12 protein-coding genes and 1 pseudogene are annotated in these 13,906 nt (G+C 71.6%); 3 read left to right on the forward strand and 10 right to left on the reverse strand.

Features of this window, described 5'->3' with window-relative positions:
- Position 1: 1 nt before the first annotated feature.
- From MQP27_RS38215 to MQP27_RS38255, 9 genes are read right to left on the reverse strand one after another with little or no spacing between them, the layout of a single operon-like run.
- The gene (locus MQP27_RS38215; protein ID WP_242773975.1) at positions 2-850 is read right to left on the reverse strand and encodes a creatininase family protein; all 849 of its coding nucleotides are present in this window, start codon (positions 848-850) and stop codon (positions 2-4) included.
- A gap of 41 nt (positions 851-891) precedes the next feature.
- Positions 892-1,341 carry a cytidine/deoxycytidylate deaminase family protein gene (locus MQP27_RS38220; RefSeq protein WP_242773977.1) on the reverse strand — a complete coding sequence of 150 codons (450 nt, stop codon included), beginning with the start codon at positions 1,339-1,341 and terminating at the stop codon, positions 892-894.
- Positions 1,338-2,102: an amidohydrolase family protein gene (locus tag MQP27_RS38225; protein WP_242773980.1), complete on the reverse strand. Its 765-nt coding sequence runs from the start codon at positions 2,100-2,102 to the stop codon at positions 1,338-1,340. Before MQP27_RS38225 ends, MQP27_RS38220 begins: the two co-directional genes overlap by 4 nt.
- A complete protein-coding gene (locus MQP27_RS38230) occupies positions 2,099-3,079 on the reverse strand; it encodes an ABC transporter ATP-binding protein (protein ID WP_242773982.1) in 981 nt (326 codons plus the stop codon). The genes MQP27_RS38225 and MQP27_RS38230 overlap by 4 nt, the downstream gene beginning before the upstream one ends.
- The gene (locus MQP27_RS38235; protein WP_242773985.1) at positions 3,076-4,182 is read right to left on the reverse strand and encodes an ABC transporter ATP-binding protein; all 1,107 of its coding nucleotides are present in this window, start codon (positions 4,180-4,182) and stop codon (positions 3,076-3,078) included. Before MQP27_RS38235 ends, MQP27_RS38230 begins: the two co-directional genes overlap by 4 nt.
- Entirely contained in the window at positions 4,179-4,868 is a 690-nt protein-coding gene (locus MQP27_RS38240; RefSeq protein ID WP_242773988.1) for an alpha/beta hydrolase, read from the reverse strand. The genes MQP27_RS38235 and MQP27_RS38240 overlap by 4 nt, the downstream gene beginning before the upstream one ends.
- A 5-nt stretch (positions 4,869-4,873) precedes the next feature.
- Positions 4,874-5,950, reverse strand: coding sequence for an ABC transporter permease (locus MQP27_RS38245; protein ID WP_242773991.1), 1,077 nt, complete (start codon positions 5,948-5,950; stop codon positions 4,874-4,876).
- Complete coding sequence (locus MQP27_RS38250; RefSeq protein ID WP_242773993.1) at positions 5,947-6,882, reverse strand: ABC transporter permease; 936 nt, start codon at positions 6,880-6,882, stop codon at positions 5,947-5,949. The genes MQP27_RS38245 and MQP27_RS38250 overlap by 4 nt, the downstream gene beginning before the upstream one ends.
- Positions 6,875-8,557, reverse strand: a complete 1,683-nt coding sequence (locus MQP27_RS38255; protein ID WP_242773996.1) for an ABC transporter substrate-binding protein — start codon at positions 8,555-8,557, stop codon at positions 6,875-6,877. Before MQP27_RS38255 ends, MQP27_RS38250 begins: the two co-directional genes overlap by 8 nt.
- A gap of 444 nt (positions 8,558-9,001) precedes the next feature.
- Between MQP27_RS38255 and MQP27_RS51545 the strand changes: the two are divergent.
- Positions 9,002-9,481, forward strand: a pseudogene (locus tag MQP27_RS51545) (TetR/AcrR family transcriptional regulator); the annotation flags it as partial.
- A 340-nt stretch (positions 9,482-9,821) separates the two neighbouring features.
- On the forward strand, positions 9,822-10,676 hold the full coding sequence (locus MQP27_RS38270; RefSeq protein WP_242774001.1) for a LysR family transcriptional regulator: 855 nt from the start codon (positions 9,822-9,824) through the stop codon (positions 10,674-10,676).
- A gap of 147 nt (positions 10,677-10,823) precedes the next feature.
- Here MQP27_RS38270 and MQP27_RS38275 read toward each other — a convergent pair whose 3' ends face one another.
- Positions 10,824-12,074, reverse strand: coding sequence for an MFS transporter (locus tag MQP27_RS38275; RefSeq protein WP_242774004.1), 1,251 nt, complete (start codon positions 12,072-12,074; stop codon positions 10,824-10,826).
- 839 nt (positions 12,075-12,913) lie between these two features.
- Here MQP27_RS38275 and MQP27_RS38280 point away from each other — a divergent pair.
- Positions 12,914-13,675 (forward strand): class I SAM-dependent methyltransferase, encoded by a 762-nt coding sequence (locus MQP27_RS38280; RefSeq protein WP_242774222.1) that lies wholly within the window; start codon positions 12,914-12,916, stop codon positions 13,673-13,675.
- The last annotated feature ends 231 nt before the right edge of the window (positions 13,676-13,906 follow it).

Here is a 13,906-nt window from a genome sequence, read left to right on the forward strand (position 1 = left end):
CTCAGGCCGGATCGCCGGGCCGGTGGGCCGCGCTGGGCCAGGGCTCGCGCACGGCCGCCGAGACCGCGCGGGCGGTGGTGAGCACACAGCGGTCGAACTCCGCCCGTCCGTGCGCCGCGTTCGCCTCGGTGACGTCCCTGCCCCACACACCGGTCTCGCTGACCTGGTCCATGCGGTAGTCCCAGAAGGAGTCGACGTCGACGTGCGAGGTGGCCCGCTCCATCCGCACCAGGTCGGGCGCCAGGTGCAGCATCACCGAGGTCTCGAAGTAGTTGGCGTGCATCAGCGCACGCCCGTACGTGACATGGCCGTCGACCTCGGGCCCCGGGTACATCGTCACGTACCCCAACGCCCGCACCCGGGCGTCCCGATGGCGCACCCTCAGTTTCTCGGCGGACACGTCGAGCGCGCCGTTGTTCCAGATGTGGCCGTTGAGCAGGACGAACTGCCGTACACCGCTGGCGTACAGGGAGTCGATGACGTCCTCGACGACGGCGATCAGCGTCTCGGGGCGCAGCGCCACCGTCCCGGCGAAGCCCCCGTGCGAGGCGGACACGCCGAAGGCCAGCGGCGGCAGCACCGGCACCCCGGTCAGCGCGGACACCCCCAGGGCGACCGCCTCGCAGATCCGGGTGTCCACGGCCAGCGGCAGATGGGGGCCATGCTGTTCGGTGGCGCCCACCGGGATGATCACGGCGTCACCGCCGGCGACCGTGGTCCCTGCCTCCGGCCAGGTCAGCTCCTCCCACGGCAACGGCGTTCCGCTGCCACCGAGTTGCCCGGCGAGTGCGGGCACGTCGAGCCCGGTGGGGATGCTCAGGCCGCCTGGCCCTGTGATGACGGACGGCATGTCTCTCCTGTCCTCGGGGGTACGGGGGTCTCGTTCGCCGGTCACCAGCGGCGCCGGCTCTTCTCCGGCAGCAGGTCCAGGGCGCGTGCCGGGACCGGACGGCCGCCGTCGACCGTGGTGAGCCACACGACGGCGTCCGGGCAGTAGTCGCTGATGAGTTCACGGCACACCCCGCACGGCGCGATGATCCGGAACTGCCCGGCGGGCTTGATCTGCACCGACACCACGGAGGTCACCACCAGCGGCGCTCCGGGCGTGAGCGCACCGCGCGCGGTGCCCAGGGCGACGCCCTCCGCGCAGACCGAACTGCGCCGGCAGGAGCCCTCGACATGGACGCCGGTGTGGATCCGGCCGTCCACGGTGCGCAGCGCGGTGGCCACCTCGTGCCGGTCGCACTGCCACACCCGCTCCAGCAACGCCTGGGCCACGAAGAGGAGTTCGGCGTCCTGCTCGGTCATCTCCGGCGGGACGGCCACAGGCGCGGCGGTCATGCGCCGAGCCCCAGCAGGCGGGCCATGTTGCCGCCCTCGACCAGCGCCCGGTCCTTCTCGTCCTCGATCGCCTTGGCGATCTTCATACGCTCCAGGTCGAAGTCCGAGCCGGGCCACTCGCTGCCCATCAGGATCTGCCGGGGGCCGAGCCGGGCGTAGGCCCGCTTCACGTCGCTCATCAGCGTCGCGGACGTCTCCAGGTAGACGTGCGGCTGCCGTTCGGCCACGATGATCGCCTCCGGCACGTTCCACACCGCGCCCATGTGCGCGATGATCGTCGGCACCTCGGGGTGGTCCCGGGCGATCTCCTCGATGGCGAGCGGCGCGCAGAAGGCGTCGTCCAGGGCGTTGACCAGCACCAGCAGCCCGCGCCTTGCGCAGGCCTCGAACACCGGGTCGAGGAGCCCGTGGTCGGCGACGTGGTAGCCGTGCAGGCTGGGGTGCAGCTTCAGTCCCACCAGACCGGCGTCGGCGATCCGGTCGATCTCCTCGATCGCGTCGTCCGCCTGCGGCAGCACCTGGCCGAAGCCGAAGAACCGGTCCGGGTATGCGGCCACCAGCGAGGCGATGAAGTCGTTCTCGATGCGCTGCGCGAGCGAGCACACCATCGCCATGTCCACCCCGGCCGCGTCCATCCGGTCGAGGATGCGGCGCGGCTCGAAGGGCTTGTAGGGCGGCGGCGCCTCGCCCTTGCGGGCGCCCGTCAGGTAGTCGGACCGGCCCCGCACGTCCTGGGTGGTGTTGTAGGCGTCGATGATCAAAGCTGGTCCTCACTCACGGGCACGGGGCCGAGGGGCAGGTGGCAGCGGACGTGGCGGCCGGGTGCGATCTCGCGCAGTTCCGGGTGCCGGGTGCGGCAGAGGTCGGTGGCGAACGGGCAGCGGGTCCGGAACAGACAGCCCTCCGGAGGGTTCGCCGGATCCGGCAGTTCGCCCTCCAGGGGCTGCCGTTCGACGGGTGGGCCGGGCCGCAGTTCCGGCACGCTGGCCAGCAGCGCGCTGCTGTACGGGTGGGCTGGGGCGGAGAAGAAGTCGTCCCGGGAGGCGGTCTCGATGATCTCGCCCAGGTACATCACGGCGACCCGGTCGGCGATGTGCCGCACCACACCGAGGTCGTGGGAGATGAACAGCATCGTCAAGCCCCGGTCGCGCACCAGTTCCGACAGCAGGTTCAGCACCTGGGCCTGGATGGACACGTCCAGCGCGGAGACCGCCTCGTCGGCGACCACGAACCGCGGCGAGGACGCCAGGGCCCGGGCGATGCCGATACGCTGGCGCTGTCCGCCGGAGAACTCGTGCGGCTTGCGCCCGCCGGCCTCGGCCCCCAGCCCGACCAGTTCGAGGAGTTCGGCGACGGTACGTTCCGCCTCGGCGCGGCTCGCGCCTCGGGCACGCAGCAGCGGCTCGGCGACGATGTCCGCGACGGTGCGGCGGGGGTTCAGCGAGCCGAAGGGGTCCTGGAACACCATCTGGAGCTCGGCCCGGGTCTGCCTCAGCGCCCGGCCGCGCAGCCGGGTCAGATCGGTGCCGAGGAAGTCGATCCGGCCCGCCGACGCTTCCACCACCCGCAGCAGCGCCCGCCCGAGCGTGGACTTGCCGCACCCCGACTCACCGACCAGGCCCAGCGTCTCGCCCTCGGCGATGTCCAGGTCGACGTCCCGCAGCGCCCGTACCCGGCCGCCGGCCCTACCGGCGTACTCGACCCGCAGTCCGCGGGCGCTCATCAGGACCTCGCTCATACGGCGGCTCCCGCGGCCTGGGCCGTCCGAGCCCGCGCCCGGGCCTGCGCGGTGAGCACACAGGCGTCCAGATGGGCGGGGCCGCCGTGGCGCCACCGTAGCTCCGGGCGGCTGTCGCAGCCGTCGTGGGCGAACGCGCAGCGCGGCCGGAAGCCGCAGCCGGGCGGCCGTCCGACACCGGCGGGCGGCGCGCCGGGGATGGCCGGCAGCCGCTCGGGCACCGGCCCGCGCAGCGGGGGCACCGAGCCGAGCAGGCCCATCGTGTACGGGTGCTGCGGGTCGAACAGCACCTCGTCTCGGGTGCCCTGCTCCACGATTCGGCCCGCGTACATCACCGCCACCCGGTCCGCCACTTCCGCGACCACCCCCAGGTCGTGCGTGATCAGCAGCACGGACGTGCCGTGCTCGCGCTGCACCCGCTTCAACAGCGCCAGCACCTGGGCCTGGATGGTCACGTCCAGCGCGGTGGTCGGCTCGTCCGCGATCAACACCGCCGGGTCGTTGGCCAGCCCCATCGCGATCATCACGCGCTGACGCATGCCGCCGGAGAGCTGGTGCGGATAGGCGCGGGCGGCCCGCGCCGGTCCCGCGATGCCGACCTCGCCGAGCAGTTCGACGGCGCGGCTCGCGGCCGTGGTGCGCGGCACGTCGCCATGGGCGCGGATCGTCTCCGCCACCTGCGCGCCCGCCCGGTGCAGCGGGTTGAGCGCGGCCAGCGCGTCCTGGAAGACCACCGCCACGTCCTTGCCGCGGACCCGGCGCAGCTCCCGCTCCGACGCCCCCACCAACTCCCGTCCCCGGAAGGACACGGAGCCGTCGACGTGGGTGCGCGGACCGCGGTTGAGGCCGACCAGACTCATCGCCAGCGCCGACTTGCCCGACCCGGACTCGCCGACCAGCGCGAGGATCTCGCCCCTGCGCAGCGTCAGATCCACCCCGTCCACGGCGGGCAGCCGGCCCGCCGGCACGTCGAACCCCACCCGCAGCCCACGGACTTCGAGCACCGCCTCCGGAGGGGCCACGTCGTGCACGCCCTCCGGTGCGATCACGTCCTGCACGCCGTTCGGCGCAGTCGCGTCATGCAGACCATCCGGAGCGCTCATACGGCACCGCCCACGGTCAGCGCCGCCCGGTGGATCAGCTCGGCGACCCGCTCGGGCCACACCAGGGTGGTGTAGTGGCTGCCCGGGACGTGCTCGACGGTCGCCTTCATCCGCTCGGCCATGAAGTTCTGGATCTCGGGGCGCAGGGTGCGGTCGTCGTCGGCGACCAGGTACCAGCTGGGCAGCGACCGCCAGGCCGGAACCCCGGTCGCCTGGGTGAAGATGAGGTTCTCGGCCTTGCGGCCCTCCGCCTCGACGACCGCCCGCTGTTCCTCCGACAGGTCAGGGCCGATCTCCGCCCAGAACTCCGCGCTCGGCTCCGACTTCCACTCGCCGTTCGGGCCGCGCCGCATGTACTTGGAGATCTCCGCGGGTTCGTAGCGCTCGACGATCCCGTTGACGGTCTCACCCTCGTCCGGCCCGAACGCGGCGATGTAGACCAGCCCGGCGACTCGCGGGTCGCGCCCCACGTTCGTGATCACCGCGCCGCCGTAGGAGTGCCCGGCCAGCAGCACTGGGCCCGCGGCGCCCGCGAGGGCGGCCGTGGTCTCGGCGATGTCATCGGCGAGCGAGGTCATCGGGTTGGTGACCGTGACCAGCCGGTGGCCGTGGGCGGCGAGCAGCGGCTGGACCGCCGACCAGGTGGTGGGCCGTCCGCCGGCACCGTGGACCAGCACGATGTCCATCGGGATCATCCTTTGCGTAGACGCGGGTCGAGGACCGTGTACAGCAGGTCGACCGCGTGGTTGACGAGGGTGAACAGCAGGGCGATCGCGAGGGCCGCGCCCTGGACCACCGGGTAGTCGCGCTGCAGTACGCCCTGCACGAGAAGCCGTCCGACGCCGGGGTAGGAGAAGACGGTCTCGGTGACCACCGAACCGCCCAGCAGGGACCCGAACTGAAGCCCCAGGACGGTGACGATGGGCAGCCAGGCGTTGCGCAGCACGTGCCGGCGCACCACCGCGCCTTCGCCGAGACCCTTCATCCGCGCGGTGCGCACGAAGTCGTCGCCGAGCACCTCCAGGACGGAGGCCCGCACGATCCGGGTGATGAACCCGGCCATCGACAGCGCGAGTGTCACCGCGGGCAGGATCAGGTGCTGAAGCCACGGCCCCACCAGTTCGGGCCGGTCCTGGAGGATCGCGTCGAGGAGGACGAAGCCTGTGGTGGGCCGGTAGTCGAGGGTGTTGGGCAGCCGGCCGAGGACCGGCAGCCAGCGCAACCACACCCCGAACACCACGATGGCGAGCACACCGAGCGCGAACCAGGGCAGCGAGAAGCTGACGGTCGCCACGGCCCGGGTCGAGGTGTCGATCCAGCTGCCCCGGCGCAGCGCCGCGACGACTCCGGTGACGACGCCGAGCAGCACCGCGACCGTCATGGCGGCCAGGGTGAGCTCCACGGTCGCGGGCAGCGCGTCGCCGAGCAGGCCGAGGACGCTGTTGGAGCCGTAGAACGAGGTGCCCAGCCGCAGATGGACCAGGTCGTCGAGGAAGTGGCCGTACTGAGTGAGCAGCGGCTGGTCGAGGCCGAGGGCCTTGGTGACCCGTTCCTCGTTGGCGTCGAACTGTCCGGCGGAGGTGGTGCCGCCGCCCGCCGCGAGCGAGGTGGCCGGAGAGCCCGGCAGCAGCCGTATCGCCACGAACACCAGAGAGGCCAGCGCGAACAGCACGACCGGGACCACGGCCAGCCTGCGCAGGAGCACCCAGGCCGCTCCCGTCGGCCGGGACAGCCGCACCCGGGTCAGCACCCCGGTGACCGCGCTCATGCCGTCCCCCGCGGGTCGAGGGCGTCCCGCAGATCGTCGCCGGCGAAGTTGCACGCCACGACGAACAGCAGGGTGAGGGCAGCGGGCAGCACCACCAGCCGGGGAGCGGTGTACACGAGCTCCTGTCCGGCCTGCACCATGTAGCCCCAGTCCGCCGTCGGAGGCTGGATGCCGAGACCGAGGTAGGAGAGCCCGGCCGCGAAGCCGGCCGCCACCGACAGCGTCATGACGACCTGGGCGAGCAGCGGACCGCCGATGTTGGGGAGCACTTCGCGCAGCAGGATGCGGGGCGCCCCGGTGCCGCCCAGCCGGCAGGCCACCACGTAGTCCTTGGCCGCCTCGCGCGCGGTCAGGGTGCGGGCCAGCCGGGCCAGCCCCGGCGCCAGTGAGACACCGATGCCGAGGGTCAGACTGACCGTGCCCGGTCCGGCCGCCGCCACCAAAAGGATCACCAGCAGGATCGACGGGAAGGCCAGCGCCAGGTCCACCAGCCGCATCAGCGCCTGCTCCACGACACCGCCCGCATATCCGGCGACCAGCCCGACCAGGGTGCCGACCCCGGCCGCGAGCGCGGTCGCCGCGAAGGACACCAGCAGCAGCGGGCGGGCCCCGTGCACCAGCCGGGCCAGCTCGTCCCGGCCCAGGTCGTCGGTGCCCAGCGGATGCCCCGGCGCCCCTGGCGCAAGCAGCGCCGAGGAGGTCTGGCGCAACGGGTCGGCCGTCACGAGCAGCGGTCCGAGCAGGGCGACCAGCACCATGGCGGCCAGCAGCAGCCAGGCGAGCAGGGCGGGCCAGGAGCCGGCCACCCTGCGCCGGCGCAGCGCGCCCAGCAGCCGCCGCGCCGTCCCGGACCGGGCCGGGGAGGCCACGGTGGCGGCGGGGGCCGCCGCCTCCACCGCCACCGAGTCGACCGCGGCGCCGGCCTCAGACACTGGCCTTCTCCATGTAACAGCGGTGGTTGGCCAGCGCGTCGGTGTTCATGCCCTTCACGTCCGCACCGCTGACGACCAGGTTGCTGAAGCAGGCCAGCATCGACAGGACCATGTACTCCTCGGCCCACCGGCGCTGGATCTTCGTGTAGGCGGCGGTGCGCTTCTTGGTGTCGGTGAGGTTCTTGGCCGTGTAGAGGTCGTCGGCCAGGGAGGCGGCGCCCTTCAGCGTGTCCATCCCGGAGAGCTTGGAGCCGTAGATGCTGGTGGGGCTCGCCATCGCGCCGACCATGTCGTCGGGGTCCGGCACATAGGTGTTGCGCTCCCAGATCATCAGGTCGTGGTAGTCGTCCTTGCCGTCCAGGAGCCGGCTGAAGTAGGTGGCGGGGTCCACCGAGGTGGTGGCCACCTTGAAGCCGACGTCGGTGAGGTTCTGGGCGATGATCTGGGCCGCCTTGGGGTGCCAGGAGTCGCTGGCGGCCATCAGCCGGATGGTGCGGCCCTTCGCGCCGGCCTCCTCGACCAGCCGCTTGGCCTGCGCGGTGTCTTGGGTGCTGAGGTCGGCGAGCGCGGTGTCGTAACCGCTCTGGGCGGGCGGGATGGCGTAGCCCTGGGGTTCGGCGCCGACGCCGTAGAACGCCTGCGCGAGGATGGCCTTGCGGTTGATGGCCAGGTTGATGGCCTTGCGCACCTTGAGCTCGGGGACTCGGCGGGCGTCGATCATCATGATGGCGTCGGCGTTGTGCGGGGTGTCGTACACCTTCACCGCGCTGTCCTTGCGCAACTGCGAGACGGCGGAGTACGGGGCGAACTGGGTCGCCGACACGTCGCCGCTGAGCAGCGAGCTGACGATGGTGGAGGGGTCCTGGACCTGGCGCAGCACCAGCCGGTCGATGGGGGGCTTGCCCAGCCGGAAGCCGTCGAAGGCCTTGAGCGTGACGGACTGCCCGGAGGTGGCGGCCGAGAAGGCGAACGGCCCGGTGCCCACGAGGTGCTTGCCGATGTCGGCGCCGTACTTGTCCAGCGCGGCCTTGGAGATGATCCGGCCGCCGATGTCGGAGAGCTTGCCGAGCACGGTCCGGTCGGGCTTCTTGAGGACCATCTTCACGGTCATGTCGTCGGGCGCGGTGAGCGAGGCGACGTTGGCGCCCATGCTCGACAGCGGACGGGTCGCGCCCTTGGGCAGCGTCTTGTCGTCCGGGTCGAACTGGCGGCCGAGGCTGGCGAGTACGTCGGCGGAGCTGAGGGTGGTCCCGTCGTGGAACTTCACCCCCGTGCGCAGGGTGAAGGTGTAGGTGAGCTTGTCATCGGACACGGTCCACTTCTCCGCCAGGTCCGGAGTGGGCTCGTTGGTCTCGAAGGAGATGAACGTCAGGCCGCGGCAGATGCAGTCGACGGCCATCCAGTCGCCCAGGGAGGTGTAGAAGGCCGGGTCGTTGACGGCGCTGGTGGCGTCGATGGCCAGGGTGAGGGTGCCGCCCTTGCCGCTGCCGCCCCCGTCCTGGGCCGCCGCGCCGCACGCGGTGAGCAGAGCGGGCAGCCCGAACCCCACGCCCACGCCGAGCAGTCCGGCCCCCCGGAGCATCGTCCGGCGCGAGACGTCCCGCGACGCGATCGCCGACACCGACGACGGGGTGGCGGCGGCGGTCGAGGGCGATCCAGATGTGTGGTCCGGCATGGGGCCTCCTTGGGCACCGATCCTGAGAATGGATTAAATCTGCGCTGGATTGGATCCAAAAACATGCTCAGTGGCTCCCGATTCCCTCTGGTGTCCCTGGCGTTAAGGACATGTGAAAGCGGACCCCGAGGAACTTGGTCGCATACGGCGGCGGGCGCGCTCGAAGATCGCGGTGCCGCCGAAGACGGCTTCGTCCATGCGGATCGTCCACGCGGACCTTGCCCGCCAACCCTCCGTGGATCCGGGCGTCCGCAGGCCTGAAGGCCGTCTGTCTTTTCGGCCTACGAAAAGGACGGACCGCGAGGGCGCCGACGACGTCAGACGCGGTACGACCACGCGTGAGAGATCCGGGACGCCTACGCCCGCCGGGCGGACCGCACTGCCCGACGACCTGGTGGCGACGCCGAAGACGCCGGAGGGTTCACGGTTCTCGGAGCTGGAACGGCTGCGCCCGCCGGCGTCACCAAGAGCACCTTCTTCCGGCACTTCCCCGACAAGCGCGAGCTGCTGGTCGCCGGACAGGAGACGCTGAGCCGACTGCTGACCGAGGGAATCGCCGACGCACCCGACGATGCCAGCCCCCTCGAAGCGGTCGCCGCCGGTCTCGAGCGTGCCTCGAGCGCGATGGGCCCCATGAATCGCGAGCTCGCCCCTCGCCTGAAGGCGGCCGTCGCCGCCAGCGCCGAACTCCAGGAACGTGACGCCCTCAAGAGCGTCAGCCTCGCGGCCGCGATGACGACGGCCTTGGTTGCCCGCGGTACACCCGATCCGATCGCGGCTCTGGCGGGCGAGCTAGGCGTCCTCGCCTTCAAACGGGGCTACGCCCAGTGGTCCGAGGGCGATCGTGACGGCACGGACGAACTCGCCGCCCACACCCTGGCTGCCCTGGAGGAACTGCGAGCGGCGAGCGCCTCGCTGGGCTGACCCGATACCACCGCCGACGGTTCACCGAACTCAGGGCGTGGTTGACCTGCCGGACGTGCGGCGCGAGGCCGTCAGCTGCAGGGTCGTTTCCGTGAACAGGCCTGGGATGCCTGCGCCGGCGCGGGCTGCCCACCGTTGCCCGCCGACAGGGTCGCCGCTTTGCCGGCCGTCACGATACGACCCGACGGGAGCGGGATGCCGATGATCGGCTATCAGGACGGAGGAGGCCGACGGGGCACGCCGTGCGGGTCGGCTTACGATGCGCAGGAGATCGAAGTCGGTCCGTCGCCTGCGTGCCGGACAGGACGGTGAACGGGAGCGGGTCATGGATCTGCGGCAGATGGAGGTCGTCGTCGCGGTGGCGGACGCGGGCGGCTTCACGGCTGCCGCGCGGCGGCTGCACGTGGTCCAGTCCGCCGTGTCCGGCACGGTCCGCGCGCTGGAACGCGAGTTGGGCACGCCGTTGTTCGACCGCACCACGCACCGTGTCGCCCTCACCCCGGCCGGCGAGGCGTTCGTGCCCGCCGCGCGTGCGGCACTGCGGGCCGCCGAGCTGGCCCGGGAGGCGGTCGATGCGGTGCAGGGACAGTTGCACGGGCGGGTGACGGTCGGCACGATGCAGGGGGTCTGGGCGGGACTGCACCATGCCCTGGCGGCGCTGCGTGCTGAGCATCCGGGCGTGGTGGTGCGGCTGCGGCAGGCGGCCGTTGCCGACATCCGGCAGGCGTTGCGTGAGGGCACGGTGGACCTGGCCGTGGTGGCCCTGGATCGCCAGCAGCAGCGCGGGCTGACCACGAGGCTGCTGTCCCGTGAGGACATGGTGCTGCTGGCGTCGCCTCGGCGTGTGCTTGCCGGCGGGATGCCGAAGGCAGAGGTTCGGCTCGCCGACGTGGCCCGGCTGCCGCTGGTGGAGTTCACCCCCGGCTGGGCGATCCGTTACGCGGTCGACCGGGCCTTCAGAGCGGCAGGTGTCGAGCGCAGTGCGACGTTCGAGGTGAATGACATCGTGGCCGCCGCTGAACTGGTCCGCAATGATCTGGGTGTCTGCATTGTGCCCACCTCGATCGGGGACCGATTCCCGGACCTGCTGCAATACCGGTTCGACCGGCACGCACCGCACTGGAAGGTCATGGTGGTTCGGCCTCCCGGCGAGCCACCACCGGCGGTCACCGCGCTGCTGCGGCACATCACCTGACCGGGCCGAGGCCGGCCGAGCTTGCGTTGTGCGCCGCAGCGCGGGCTGCCGACTCCCCGGGCGAGCGGTGGCCGAACGACCCGGTGCGGTCCGTGCGCGCGGACCGCACCGGGTGGTGAGCGTACAGATATCCCAGGGGCTGGCTGCTCAGTTGGAGACGGGGATGGCCTTGTGCTGGTCGGCGCCGCGTTCGGTGAGCCAGTAGAGCAGGGCCAGCAGCGGCAGGGCGGCGCCGAGGAAGCTCACCGCGGTCCACCCTCCGGCGCGGTAGGCGATCGAACCGAACTGGGAGCCGAGGGCGCCACCGAGGAAGAAGGTGGCGATGAAGGCCGAGTTGAGGCGGGCCCGGGCGCCGGCGTCGAGTTGGTAGATGGTGTGCTGGCCGAGGATCAGGGTGGTCTGCACGGCCGTGTCGATGAGAATCGCGGCCAGGGCGAGCGCCACGATGCTGTGCTGCGCGAAGCCGGCGACGGCGAAGGCCGCGGCGGCCACAGCAAAGGCGAGGCCGGTCATGGGACGGGTGAGTTTGCGGTCGGCCCAGTGCCCGGCGAGCGGGGCGATGCCCGCACCGGCGGCGCCGACCAGGGCGAAGAGGCCGACGCCGACGGGGGAGTAGTGGAAGCTTGGGCCGGTCAGCACGTAGGAGACGGTGGTCCAAAAGGCGCTGAAGGCGCCGAACATCGCCGCCTGGTAGAGGCCGCGGCGCAGCAGCGCCGGGTGGGTGCGCACCAGCGTGACGGTCGAGCGCAGCACCTGGTGGTACGGCACGGTCGTGGTGGGTGCCTGCTTGGGCAGCGCGAAGCGCAGGGCCACGGCCAGCAGAGCCATCAAGACGGCGGAGCCGAGGTAGACCACGCGCCAGCCGGCGACGTCGGAGACCAGGCTGCTGAGGGTACGGGAGAGCAGAATGCCAGTCAGCAGGCCGCTCATCACCCGGCCGACGATCCGGCCACGGGCGTGATCGGGAGCCAGGCTCGCCGCGAACGGGACCAGGATCTGGGCGACCACCGACGTACCACCGCTGATCAGGGAGGCGACCAGGAGCATCGGGAACCCGGTCGCCAGGCCGGCGGCCACCAGGGCCACCGTGGTGACCGTCAGCAGGGCCGTGATCAGGCTTCGCTTCTCCAGCCGGTCGCCGAGCGGGACCAGGAACAGCATGCCGATCACATAACCGACCTGGGTGAGCGTGATGAGCAGGCCCGCGGTGGCCGTCGTGATGTGGAAGACGTCCCGCAGCGAGGACAGCAGGGGCTGTGCGTAATAGAGGTTGGCGACGGTCATGCCGGAGGCGACGGCCAGCAGAGCGACCAGCCGGCCGGGCACGCCGTGCGCTCCCGCCGCGCCGTGCTGGTACCTGCGCGGACCGGAGGTGCGGAGATCGGATGACCGGGACATGGGACCTTCTTCGCAAAGGACGAGCCGGACAGGCGGCCCGACGAAGGGACGTGACGGTGCTGGAGCGACGTCCTTGTTGCTCTCACCGGAACAAGCGCGCCACGCTCCCCGCTGCTTCCCATATCTTGGCGATGGATCTAGATATCAGTTATCTCCTGTGCAGATGACGGCGGGCGAGCCGCGACGACCAAGATGGTGAGAGGCGCCAAGTCCCCCGTCAGCGAGTCCGAACCGCTCCTCCCACCACTCCCAGTCCGATGGAGACCGCTGTCGCGGCGTACGCGAGGACGCGTGCCGCGCACGGTCGCCCTCGGCGGGCTGCGCGGATCCCTGAGCGCGAGGGCGCTCGCATTGGTGTCTGTGGCGGGGCCGCGTGGCGCCGTCGCGTCGGTGAACCGGCTGGATTTGCGCACGGGAGAGGGAGCTTGATCATGGCCGTAGGCTCCGGTGGGGACGTCGAGGTGCCAGCGGGTGGGTGTCCGGTCACGTTCCGGGTCGCCGAGGTCGGCTCGTGCTGCCTGCGCGTTGAGATGGACGTCGCGCGGCACAGCGCGCCCGTCTGCGGCCGTCGGGTTCGGCCACACCGGCGGCTGGAGCGGCAGTCCGCCCAGCCGCCGGCGCGCGTTCGTAGCGGCCCACCGTGAACCTGGCGCGGGCTGGCCCGCGCAGCGACTGGTGCCCTTCAGGTTCGTGCGCGACGGCGTCGCCGGCGCAGGAGTGTTGGGGGCCGGGGTGGGTTTGGGGGTGAGAGGCGGCGCGGCGGGCCCGGGGTCCTTGGGTGCCGCACTACGGTCGTGGGCGTGACGGGATCGAATGCCGACCACCGTTGGTCGCAATCCATGGCGGTGGCCTATGAGCAGTACCTTGTGCCGGTCGTCTTCCGGCCTTTCGCTGAGAACCTGGCCGCGAAGGCGGCGGCTCTGCGCCCTGGACGCGTGCTCGAACTGGCCGCGGGAACGGGTGCGTTGACCTCGAAGCTGCTTGCTGCGGCACCGTCGGCAGAGGTGACGGCGACCGATCTGAATGAGGCCATGGTCGCTTTCGGGGCGGCCCGGGTCCCGGCCGCGGTGTGGCGGCAGGCCGACGCACAGCGGCTGCCGTTTGCGGACGGGGCCTTCGATCTGGTGGTCTGCCAGTTCGGTGTGATGTTCTTTGCGGACCGGGTCGCGGCTTTTGCCGAGGTTCGACGCGTGCTGGGCGCGGGCGGCCGATTCTTGTTCAACACTTGGGGCCCGCTCGGCACGCACGGCTTCGAGGTCGCGCTGCAGGCCGGTCTGGAGCGGGCCTTTCCGGTCGACCCGCCGCGGTTCTTGGCGACGGGTCCGCATGGGTACGCCGACCCGGCCGTCGTGGTCGCTGATCTGACGGCCGCCGGGTTCTCCGTCGAGGAAGAACAGGAGCTGACGCTTGAGGGCCGGGCAGCGTCGGTCGCCGACCTTGCCACCGGGTACCTCACCGGGACGCCGGTGCGCGCGGCCGTGGGGGAGCGAGGAGACGGACCGGAGGTGCGGGCCGCGGTCGTCGAGGAGATGACGGCCCGTCTGGGACCGGGGCCGGGGACCGCTCCGATGATGGCGTACGTCTTCTGTGCCGCGGCCTGAACTCGAAGAGGGCCTGCCCGGGGAAGGGCATGCGCCCGATCGCGGCGCGCTGCGACCAGCGCGAACCGGAGATGCGGAGATCGGGACGTGGGGCCTTTTTCGTGAAGGGACGATCCGAACAGTCGGCCCGACGAAGGGGCGTGACGGTGTTCGAGCGGCGTCCTCGTTGCTCTCACCCAGAACGAGCGCGCGGCGCTCTCCCCGGCTTCCGGGGTCTCTGCGATGGATCTC

Source organism: Streptomyces cylindrosporus (genome assembly GCF_022698165.1).
GTDB lineage: Bacteria > Actinomycetota > Actinomycetes > Streptomycetales > Streptomycetaceae > Streptomyces > Streptomyces cylindrosporus.